This is a genomic window from Sinomonas cellulolyticus, assembly GCF_014656475.1.
Taxonomy (GTDB): Bacteria; Actinomycetota; Actinomycetes; order Actinomycetales; family Micrococcaceae; genus Sinomonas; species Sinomonas cellulolyticus.
On the sequence record NZ_BNCM01000019.1, the window covers coordinates 36,802 to 47,955 of the forward strand.

Consider the following 11,154-nt stretch of genomic DNA (forward strand, 5'->3'; position numbering starts at 1 on the left):
CGGGCGATACCGGGGTGCCGGCTCCTTCCGGGGGATGGGAGCGTTGTGCTCCGCTATGGGGACGCGGTCCGCCTGCCGCTGCTGCCACTAGATGGCACGGGCACGATTGCCGGAATGGACACGGCACCCGCAGCGCCGGTTCCTGTCCGGCACAGGCCCGGGAGCGTGAGGCCCGCTGCTGGAGTCCTGCTGGGCAGTGCTGTCTCGTTCAGCGGGCAGGCCGAACCGGTGCTGCTCGGCGAGGAGGAGCAGCTCCGTCATGTGCACGTCACGGGGCGCACGGGAACGGGAAAGTCGACCCTGCTGACGGGGATGGCGGTGTCGGCGGCCGAAGCCGGGCAGGGGATGCTGGTTCTGGACCCCCATGGTGCCCTCGTCGACAGGATCGCCGGGGAGCTCCCGGAGGATGCCCTGGGGCGGGCGTCTCTGATCCGGGCGGGGAACCTTGACCGGCCGGTCCCGGTGAATCCCCTGGCCGTGGCGGACCCGGTCCGCAGGGACATGGCGGTCGCGGACATCCTCGCGGCGTTCGCCACGATCTTCGACCCTGGGTCGACGGGCATTGTCGGGCCGAGGTTCGAGCAGATGGTGGGGATGTGCCTTCGGACTCTGGTCGAGTTCCGCGGTCCCCGTGCGGGCCTGCTGGAGGTTCCGCGGCTGCTCACGGACCGGGCCTTCCAGCATCGTGCGCGCCGGGGCCTCACGGACCCGGCCTTGGCGAGGTTCTGGGAGAACCAGGATGCTGCGGCGCGCAGCAATGAGTACGGCGACGTGGTCGCCTGGGTGACTTCGAAGTGGGAGCGCTTCACGAACACGGCCGCGCTGAGGGCGGTGCTGGGCTCGGGGGAGGACTCACTGGATCTGGAGGGGGCCATGGATGCGGGCCGTATCGTCCTGGTGGACCTGTCCAAGGGCGCGGTCGGGGGGCCGGCGGCCCAGCTGCTCGGCTTCGTGTACATGACGCGGGCCTGGACGGCGGCACAGGCGAAGACCCGCACCCGGCCGTTCACGGTGATGGTCGACGAGGCCCAGTCCTTCATGGCGGGCGCCCTGCCGGAGATGCTCTCCGAGGGCCGGAAGTTCGGCCTGTCGGTCGTCCTCGCGCACCAGTACCTGGGGCAGCTGCCTGCCGAGCTCTCCCGGGCCCTGGCGGGGAACACCGCCACGCAGGTCGCCTTCCGGGCGGGCCGCGCCGACGCTGAGGCCCTGCACCACCGCATGGGCGCAGTGGTGGCCGCTGAGGGGTACACGACACTGCCCGACCTCTCCGCCCTCCTCCAGCGCACGGCAGGGCCGACGACGGCGCACCCGCACACGCTCACCGTGGCTCATGGACGCACTCAGAGGGGCCCGGACGGGCTCCGCGCGCTGGAGGAGTCCACCCATCAGGCCCTGGGCCGCAGCGCCGGCGGGATACCTGACGATCCCGAAGACGAGGCCCCCGGACAGCTCCCGCCGCCGCGGCCGGGGCAGCGTCCCCCGCAGCGGCCTGCCCCGGCGGGCTCGGGGAGCTCCTTCCTGGACGAGTGGCTCGCCAGGCGGAAGGCGCAGGCCGCGGCCTTCGAGGGCTCCGGGGCGTCAGCCGACGAGGAGGGCCGGGCCTGAGTCTGCGGTGGAGCGGGGGTAGTCGTCATGGCTGTTCACGGTCCACAGCTCGACGGACCCGTCGGGGAGCGCCCAGTAGTGGAGCCGGAGCGCGGCCGCTGTCCTGTTCTCGATGCGGACCCGCCACGCGAGGGCGCCGTCCCAGCGCTGGTGCTGCCTCCTCTTGGTGCTCAGCAGCGGCTTGATGGCCATGGTCCGCTGCCGTTCCACGCGGTGGACCAGCAGGTCCACGATGGTCTCGAGGGCCTTCTCCCGGTCGGCGGGGTCTTGGAGGGCGTCCAGGGTGCCGGGGAGCTCGGGGCCGATGCTGTACCCGGACGGTGCCGGGTAGCGGTCCTTGTCGAAGGGCCCGAGGTAGCTGGCCCAGGTGGTGTAGATCTCGTGCCTGAGGCCGTCGAGGGGGTCGGCGAAGAGGCCCGTCCGGGGGGCTGCGGCGCGGGCCTGGGCCTTGAGCTTCTTCCTGAGCCCGGCGGCCTCGGCCCGCAGGTGCCGGATCTCGTCCTGGGCGATGTCGAGCTGTCTGCGCAGCTCCGCCCCTTCCTGCAGGACGTGCCGGAGCTCGGCGGCCAGCCGGGTCTGTCCCTCTTCGAGGTCCTCGGCGCTGGGGGCCACGTGCACGGTTCCGGGGCGCGGGAGCGGAGCCGGCCCTGGCCGGGCGCCGGCCGGACCGGGTGCCGCGGGCCGGGGATCCGCCTGGGCCTGCTGCCGGGCAGGTCCGGTGCCGGCCTCCGGGCTGCCGGGGAGCGGTCCGTCCGTGACGCCGTCCTGCGCCGTGGGGTCCTCGTCCGGGCCCGGTGCGGGGCCGGATGAGCCGTCGGTGCCGGGCACCGTGCTGCCGGCCGGATCGGCGGGGGGAGCCGCTTCGGCTGCGGGGCCCTCCGGTTCCGGGGCCGAGGGGTGCAGGGACCGGCCGAGGACGAGCCAGGGGGGGCCGTCGGCCACGAGGGGCGGGGCTTCGGCGGTGGGCTCGTCCGCGGCATCTGTGAGGGAGAGGCGGACGGCCCCGCGGTCATGGGTGTAGAGGGCGCAGACGACTTCGCCCTCCGCCGCGATCCCGTCGGGGGCGGGCACGGTCCATGCGGTGCCGGGGAAGAGGGTGAGCTCGGCGGCGGCGGCGGTGACGTTGCGGGCGAGGGCCAGGACGGTGCTGCCCGGCGGGTAGACGAGGCTGAGGCGGTGGCCCAGGAGCATCGAGCTGATGTCGATCTGCCCGCCGGGCAGGACCTTCCCGGTGACCCGCTGGCCGGGGGAGAGGTACCAGTCCAGGGGGATCCCGGGGACGGTCCTGTCGGCGTCGATGGTGGCCAGGGAGCCTTCTGCGGTGCGGGCGAGGGCGTGCTGTCCGCCTTGGAGGAAGCCGTGGACGGTCGCGTCCACGGTGCGGGGGCCGCCGGCAGCGCTCGGGCTGTCCTTCGGCGCCGCGCAGGCCCGTGCGTCGTCGATCGCCTTCCCGCCGGCGTCCCAGGCGGAACGGCGGTCGAAGGCGACGCGGGGCGGGAACCGGGGAGGGCGGCCGTCGGCGAGGGCCCGGGGCTCGTAGACGCGGGCGGCGTTGCCGTACACGTCCGCCTGGGATGGAAGGCGGCCGGGCAGGCCATGCGCGGCCGTGTCGTCGATGACGTACACGGCGGCGATGCCGTTCAGGTCGCGCTCGAGGGACCTGGCATCGATCACCGCCTCGGGGAACTGCCGGTTCTGCGAGACCACCACCACGGGGTGCCGCCGGCCGGGGCGCAGGATCTCCCGGGCGATGGCCTCCCCGGCAGGCTGCGGTGCTGGTGCAGGTGCCATGCGGATCTCCTCAAAGGTGTGCTTGGGGGACAGTCCATCACGGGCCCGATCCCTCGCGCCAACACCGAGCGCGTCACATCGCGGGGAACGATGCTTCACATGCCGGGGAACCTGACGGCACGGGGTGCCGTGCACCTGCCCGGAGGGGATAGTCTGCTCCTGACGGATTCGGCAGTTGGGGGGGACAGCGCATCGTGGCTTCCTATCTTGATATCGCGCGTGCCTTCTACCGGCAGCGCCCGCAGCTCCTGGAGGGCATGCCCGACGGGCCCGAGGCCCTGGCCTGCATCCTGGCCAGGCAGCTTGCCGAGGACCTGAAGGGGAACGGCCCCGAGTACCGTGCGGGCCTCACCGCGGACCTGCCGCCGCAGGCCTCCGAGGGGATCACCCCGGGGGCAGTGGGAGCGGCGTTCCGCAGGTGCAGCAGCACCACCGTTGACCGCCTCCGCCTGCTCAGGGACGAGATCCAGGCCATGCTCGAATCGCAGGCCGGCTTTCCCCCGGGCCTCTCGCCCGAGCGGATCCGCGAGGCGGAGGCACACCTGCGCAACGGCGAGCGACGGGACCTGGCCGCCGTGCGGAAGATGAGCCTTACCCTGAGCCAGGCCACGGCCAGCTACTGGAACAGCGTCCTGGACTACGCCGGACTCCACGCGGACGGGCCGGCACCCGACCTTGCCGCCCTCGCCGCCGAGGCACGCGAAGCCGAACAGGGCGCAGCTGCCGAGGCCGGCGCTGGCCTGAGCGAGGTCCTGGCCTTCGCCCCGCTGGTCGACGACGAGTACACCTTTGCCTCCGACCACGACCCGGACAGGCGCCGCCGCGCCGGGCAGCGGCGGAGCCTGCTGGACTGGCGCCCCGAGGACCTCGCACGGCACTACCCCCCGGCCACGGACCTGGGCGCCCGCCGGCATGAGATCGCCGCCAGGGCGGCCTACCCGTTCGGGCTCAAAGACCGGGAATCCATCGCCACCATGGCCGCGGCCGTCCTCCTCGTCCATGGCATCGCTCCCGGAGCCGACATCCGCGGCAGGGCGGCCGATGTGCGGCAGCGGGCCGAGGGGAACCCGATGGCAGCCGCAGCACTGGCCCCGGCCCGCCACCGCGAGAGCACAACCGCGTTCTCCGGCCTGGACTTCCTCCGCATCCTCGGCGGCGCCCTCGCCGCCGAGGGCGAGGAGCACGCCCCGGAAACGGGAGCAGGGTGGCCGCCGGGAGTGCTCAAGGAACTCCTGCGCGGCGGGGCGCAGACCGATGAAGGGCCCCGGCTCCTTGCCGAGGCCGTGCCACTGGCGGAGACGCCGGACTGGACGGACAACGACTGGGAGTCCATAGGGCGCCGGATCGAGGAGATCATCCACCGGGACCTCCAGGCCCAGCGCGGCGGCACGCCCGCCCCGCGCGACGGCGAGGAGGCGGACGGGGGCACCCCCATGGACGACGGACCGGGCCCCTTCAGCCTGCCGCATGCCGAGCACGCGCGCACCAGCATCAGGATGCGGTCCCTGCACGAGTTCAGGAACGTCCTGGTCAACACCGAGACCGGCAAGGCCGGCCCCGGCACGCCCCAGGAACCCGACGACGTGCAGGACACGGACCTTGAGCCGGAGCCGCGGGCCTTCCGCCGGATGTCCCTGCTGTCGACCAACGCCTTCCTCGGCGGCGGGCAGCTGCAGCACCAGGCCAGTGCCGAGCTGGGCCGCTTCAGGAAGATCAACGACCGCGTCCTGACCCGCATCCGCACCGAGCATCACTCCCTCACCCGCCCCGGTGCGGCGATCCCGTCCGGGTGCGGGCGCGCCTACTACGAGGACACGGCCCCCGACCGGCTCACCGAGGCCCTGCACGACCAGTCCCGGACCGCCATGCTCAGGGCGGGACTGGAACCCGGGACACCGCTCGAGGACATCCCCGACCTCGACCTCATCCCGGGCGCAGTCCTGGCAAACCGCCACCTGGCAGGGACGGAATCGCCCGAGAAGGTCAAAGAGGACGGCTCGCCGCTGTGGCTGACGGCCCTGCGCTCGGATACCGTCAGACGACGCCTGGGCGCCCTGTCCACCGCGTCCGAGGATGCCTCGTACACGCCGGTGACCGAGGCGGCCCGCACGGTCTGCCCCGTTCCCCCGAACGGGCGCAGGCTGCGCGAAGCCGCCCAGACCATCTCGGCCTTCAGCGCCAACCCCGGCGCCACGGCAGCCAAGGCTGCGACGCTGCAGAGAGCACTTGCCGACTACGCCAAGCGGGTCTGGAAGGATGACCCCGCCCGGACCGAGGCCTGCCTGCACCTGGCAGCCGGCCTCATCCTCGACGCCTACACCGAACAGGAGGGCTGATGGAACAGGCCACCCCCTCACAGGGCACCGTCCCCGCCGAGACCGGAACGTCCCCCGCCAGGCTGCGGGTGCTCCGCGACGGCGGCCGGATACGCCTGTCCGGACCGGCCGCAGGGCCGGTCCCCACCGCCACCGTCGACGCCGGCGACTGGATCCGGGTCGAGGTCGACCCGACCGACGTCCGCGCACCCGTGTCCGTGGAGATCCTCGATGCCGAGGCCGCCGAGATCGACCTGCGCGGCCTGCTCGGCTCAGCCGCCGCGGACCTCCTCGACGACCCCCAGGCACTGGAGGTCCCGTTCATCCCGGGCCCCTTCTGGGAAGCCCTCGCCGCGTGTGCATTCCAGCAGTGGTCCCTGCACTGGAACTGCTTCCCCCTCGACCCCGGCCTGATGGCGGTCGACCGGCTCGCCGCCGCCGCGGCCGCCGGTCCCTTCGGCATCGGCGCGCAGCGCGAAGCCCGCCCCGCGGCACGGGCCGCCCTGGACCGCCTCGCCCCGCTCGGGCAGGACGGCAGGCTCGTCCCGGCCGCGGCCGCAATCGTCGCCGACGCCGCGTCCGCGGCCGGTTGGCAGACCGAACCGCAGTCCCTCCCAGCGGCCGAGGAGGACGACCTCACGGATGTCGGGATGATCGTGGACTCCCGCCTGGGGTACCTCCGCCTCGGAGCACCCGTCGCCCACACCCCCCACATGGGCGACGACGGGCACGTCGAGCGTCTCGTGGACTCCCCGGACTGGCGCCTCACCGGCATCGGCATGGCCTCCACCGCCGAGGACACCATCACAGCAGTCTGCACCGGAACGGACAGTGACGAGGTCCTCATCCGCGTCCCCGTCCAAGGAGCCGAGGGCCGTCCCGAGGCGGGCGACTACGACCCCGCCGACGCACCCTACTACCACGGCATCATCACCGACGCTATCAACGGCGACGTCCTCGCATTCATCCCCCTGATGCCCAACGCCGCACGGACGATGTTCGAAGGCACGGGACCGCTCGCCCGGCCCCTCGTGCCCACCGACGTGCTGGACATCCGCCACCCCGGTTCCGCCCAGGCCGTCGAGACCGACCTCACCCGGCGCAGGATCGACCAGGTCCGCCGCTGCGCGGCCCGCGCCTTCTCCGTCCACCGGCTCGTGGCCGCCGCCCAGGCCGGCGGAGCACCCGACGAGGCCCTGGGCAGCCTGGCCAAGACCGCCTCCCTGGCCTGGAAGCAGACCGCCCAGGCCGCGGCCGAGCTGTCCGACCGCCTCGAGAAGATCCCCGGCTCCAACCCGGCCTACGCCCTCAGCTGGATCAGGGAAGCCCGCACCCGCGAACGCACGGCACTTGCAGAATCCCCCCGGCTGTTCGACCGCACCGCCGCCAAGGCCATCCGCGTCACCGCAATGCCAGCGCTCCGGGGACAGCTGCCGGCCCCGGTGACCCTGGCCGAACTGGACCTCGCCGGGGCACTGGCCGCGCCCCAGGCCCTGCCCGCATGAACGACCGCGCGAACAGCAGCATGAGCGGGACAGGACCCACCGAGGTCCTCTTCCGCATGGCCGACAGCGGCAGCACCTACGCATACTGGCGCTGGCTCGACGACCCCGACAACCCCCAGCACACCGTCCTCACCCCCGACACGGTCGCCCAGGCCCAGGACCTCATCGCCTCCGCCATGGTCGACCGGATCGACGGAGACGGCCCCGACAGGTTCGACCCGACCCGCCGCGCCCTGCGCGACGGGCCCCTCTCGAACCCCGCCCGCGAGGCAGCCTGGTCCGCCGAGCTGGCCCAACGGCTCCTGCCCCCTGGCCTCGCCCAGGACCTGGACCGCCGCAGCTGCGCAGGCGAGGACATAGTCCTGCGCATCATCCCCAGCCCACGGCTGGCCCGCGTCCCCTGGGACCTGCTTCCCCTGCCCTCCGGCCGCCGGATCCTCGAGGCGGCCACCGTCCGCCTCGACGCCCCGGCCGTGGTCAACGCCAACCGCGGCCGCTACCCGGAGCCCTGGGACCCCCAGACCCCCGACCGGCCCCTCTACCTCCTCGAACCGCCCAACCGGCCAGGACGGCACAACGGCAACGAGGTCATCGCCTCCGCCGCCCAAGACCTCCTGATCGAACGCCTCGAACACCACGGGGCAGTGCCCGGGGTCGAACTCGGACGCACCACACTCGGAAGGCTGCTGCGCGGCGAACCCACCGACAAGGACACCGCGGAAGCGACAGGATTCACCGCCGGCGAGCTGCCCACCAGGCTGCTCTACTACGGGCACGCCGACTCGACGCCCCACGAGCCCGGCTCCGCCGCGATCCACCTCACCGACGACGCCGCCGTCTACGGCCAGGCCTCACCGGTGAACGGCCACAGGCCCTTCACCGCCCTCGACCTCCTCCGCGGCACCATGGACGCCTACCGCCGGGACGGCGACGGGCTCGACTACCCCGGCCCCGACGAAACCCCCGGGCACGCCATCTGGCCGATCCCCTCCCGCGCAGCGCTCATCGGCTGCGAAAGCGGAGCCGACCACCGGGCACTGGAGACCTTCGGCATGGTCATCGCCCTGCTCAACGCCGGCGCCGAGACCGTCACCTCCACCCGCTGGACCCTGCCCACCGACAGTGCCTTCCACGACGCCTGCGGCACCGTCGAAATGGTCACCACCGAGGCCGTCCTCGCCGTCGACACTGCCCACACCGGGCCCGACCCCATCCGCGCCATCCGGGACTGGCAGCTCCGGCGCCTCCGGGACTGGACCAGCGGGGACGGCAGAGCTGATTCGAATCCCCTTGTCTGGGCCGCCCTCACCACCCACCACGCACCCACCCCCGCACCCCTGACCGAGGAAGAGATCCAAGCAGCCAAAGCCGCCTACGCACCGACCTGAACCCTGCGCAGCTGCCCTGGCCCATGGCACCCGACCGCAGCCCAGCGGCGCGCATCGTGGAGAATGCACAAGCCCAGCGGGTCGGAGCCGCCACCCGGGCGGCTCCGCTGCCGGCTACCATGTCCGGACGGACGCCTCATCGGCAGGGATGGTGAGGTCTTCGCCGGCCGGAAACCGGGCGAGGGCGACACGGCATCCCCCTGCCGAGGGAATGAGGAGGTTCGGCGGCGGGGAGACAGGCAGCGCCGAACTCACGAGATGGACCCCGGTGCCGCTGGCGGTGGCAGCAAGCTGGAAGCCCGCCATCAGTCCGGCGGTCGGCTTCGCCTCGATCGGCCCCTGACCATGGGGGTCGTGAACGGCGGGCGGGGCCCCAAGGGTCTTGGCCCCCTGCTGCCCGGCGGATCCGAAGACGGAGGCATTGATCTGGGTCTCTATCAGGTCTGACACCGTGTCGGATCCGCCCCCCGAAGCGGCCATCTCGAACGTGAGGCTTCGGCCCCACAGGTATTGCCGCTGCCACGAAGCCCGCTCGGAAGCGGAGAGGAAGTCGTAGCGGATCGAGTCGAGGTACCTCATTGCCGGCAGCGCGGTGGCCAGGAATTCCGAACGCGTACGTGCGCGTCCTCGATCATCAGACTTCTCCCACAGCTCATCGACGATGTCGAGTCTCAGCCGCGCGATCTCTTGGGGCAGCCCGGCCCTCCAGTAGGCATCTGCCGCCGAATCTGCGATGCTCTGGACCTCGCCGAGGTCCCGGCCGAGGCCTGCGGTCACACGTGCGAGATCCCGGAGCGAATCGCCAAGCGCCTCGAACAGGCCCTCGGCCTCGGCAGCCTCGGCGGCCTCGCGGAGAACGTCGGCTGATGCCTCGGCCGCCCCGGACGCCTCGAGGAGGACTGCCTTGGTCGTCAGCAGCGAGGACAGTGATTGGGGCATCCCGTGGCGGCGTGCGTAGCCGATGTCGTAATCGAGGATCTTGAGTGCGAACTCGTTGTCGCCGAGTTTCGCGTGGACTATCGCTCGCAGGCAGTCCCCGCCGATGGCCTGTGCAGACAGGCCAGAATCGAACGCCTCTGTTGCGGCACCGTAGAGGACCCGCGCCGCAAGGCGAAGCATCTTCTCCGAAGCCCCCGGATGCGCAATTGCCTGCCCCAGCATCACCTGGCCCTGTACCCTCACTGCGGGGACCGGCGACTTCTGGGCCGAAGCGTGCGCTGCGCGGAAATGCTCGTAGGCCTCTTCTGCCCTGCCGGTCTCCAGACGGACCTGGCCCAGCAGGGCCTCCGCGCCAGAGTTGAGGTTCCACCTCGCCGGCCCCTCAGGCAGCCGGTGGACGACATTGAGGCATTCATCAAGGCAGGATTCGGCCTCAAGCCACCGATCCCTTGCAATGTAGGCCGCAGCGCAGATGCGGAGGAACGCGCCGAATGCGGCTGTTCCTTGGCTGCACCGGGCCGTCGGGTCTGAGTTGACTTCTCGATGGATGGAGATCACAGCCTCCCAATCCTGTCCCATGAGCGCCAGGCTTGCCCGTGCAAGGGGCGAACCCGGTCGGCCTGATCCTGATGATCGGCCAGAACCGTCGGCGCTGAAGTCGCGGACCACTGCAAGGGCACCCTTGGCGAGCCGGAGCTCGGGGATGTCCTCCTCATCCGCCTCATCTCGCCCGACACCCGCGGATTCGAGGACGCGTTGAGCACCTGCGGGGTCCCCATTTGACGCCAACGCATGCGCAAAGATTCCCGCTGCAGTCAGCATTGACTTCCGGTCCGAGGCGGCCACCGCTTTTGCCTGGGCGCCTAGGTGAAGGATCTTTGCCTTGTTTAAGCCATCATCGAGGGAAACAATGGCCAGCAGCATCTGGTCCCGTATGACGTCCCCAAGGCACCTGGCACGTGTGTGCTCGAAGATGGCTTTCCCGTATTCCTCTACCGCCCAGACAGTCTCACCGGAAGAGGCGAATATCTGTCCGAGAAGCTGGTGCGCATCGCCACATAGTCCATCAGGATCAGGCCGCGAACGCAGCAGTCGGATTACGGCGCGGCAAGCATGTACGGCCCTGTGCGGGCTCTGCTCATTGCGATGGTTGCGTGCGATTCCGAGCATAGACCGAGCGGCCGCTGTTGAATCCCCCAACGCCCTGTATGCCCACCAGGCTCGACGGTAGTCGAGGGACGAGTCACTGAGCCTGCCCAATCTGCCCAAGGCTAAGGCCCTGCCGTGGTAGGCCCGGGCGATGGTTCCAGCCGCCACTTCCTCCTCCCAGTCCACGACCTTCCGGTACGCGTCCAGGGCGTCCTCGTGCCTCCCCTGGAACCGGATGGAGTCAGCGACGAGGTCCAGCATCCGGGCCGCATCCACGGGACGGTCGAGGCCCTCGTACGCCTCTACGGCGGCTCTGCGGTGCTCCTCGGCGTCGGCGTGGCGGTCGCGTGCGGCGTAGGTGTCCGCGATCCACTCCAGGCACAGCGCGGCGGCTCCCGGGTTGTCATCCTCGGTGTAGAGGGCGTGCGCCTGCCGGAAGGAGGCCTCCGCCTCCTCATGCCG

6 protein-coding genes are annotated in these 11,154 nt (G+C 71.7%); 4 read left to right on the forward strand and 2 right to left on the reverse strand.

Translation table 11 applies throughout. The features are described 5' to 3' along the window. Positions 1-114: 114 nt before the first annotated feature. Positions 115-1,605, forward strand: a complete 1,491-nt coding sequence (locus tag IE231_RS17115; protein ID WP_189695208.1) for a type IV secretory system conjugative DNA transfer family protein — start codon at positions 115-117, stop codon at positions 1,603-1,605. Here the strand turns inward: IE231_RS17115 and IE231_RS17120 are convergent. Then, positions 1,579-3,396, reverse strand: a complete 1,818-nt coding sequence (locus tag IE231_RS17120; protein WP_189695209.1) for a hypothetical protein — start codon at positions 3,394-3,396, stop codon at positions 1,579-1,581. The genes IE231_RS17115 and IE231_RS17120 overlap by 27 nt on opposite strands. Before the next feature lie 194 nt (positions 3,397-3,590). On the opposite strand from IE231_RS17120, the gene IE231_RS17125 reads away from it, so the two are divergent. From IE231_RS17125 to IE231_RS17135, 3 genes are read left to right on the forward strand one after another with little or no spacing between them, the layout of a single operon-like run. Further along, the gene (locus IE231_RS17125; RefSeq protein ID WP_189695210.1) at positions 3,591-5,732 is read left to right on the forward strand and encodes a hypothetical protein; all 2,142 of its coding nucleotides are present in this window, start codon (positions 3,591-3,593) and stop codon (positions 5,730-5,732) included. Then, the gene (locus IE231_RS17130) at positions 5,732-7,216 is read left to right on the forward strand and encodes a hypothetical protein (protein ID WP_189695211.1); all 1,485 of its coding nucleotides are present in this window, start codon (positions 5,732-5,734) and stop codon (positions 7,214-7,216) included. Before IE231_RS17125 ends, IE231_RS17130 begins: the two co-directional genes overlap by 1 nt. Before the next feature lie 20 nt (positions 7,217-7,236). Then, positions 7,237-8,604, forward strand: a complete 1,368-nt coding sequence (locus IE231_RS17135) for a CHAT domain-containing protein (RefSeq protein WP_189695212.1) — start codon at positions 7,237-7,239, stop codon at positions 8,602-8,604. Between the two features lie 114 nt (positions 8,605-8,718). Here IE231_RS17135 and IE231_RS17140 read toward each other — a convergent pair. After that, on the reverse strand, positions 8,719-11,154 hold a 2,436-nt coding region (locus tag IE231_RS17140), incomplete at its 5' end, for a tetratricopeptide repeat protein (protein ID WP_189695213.1).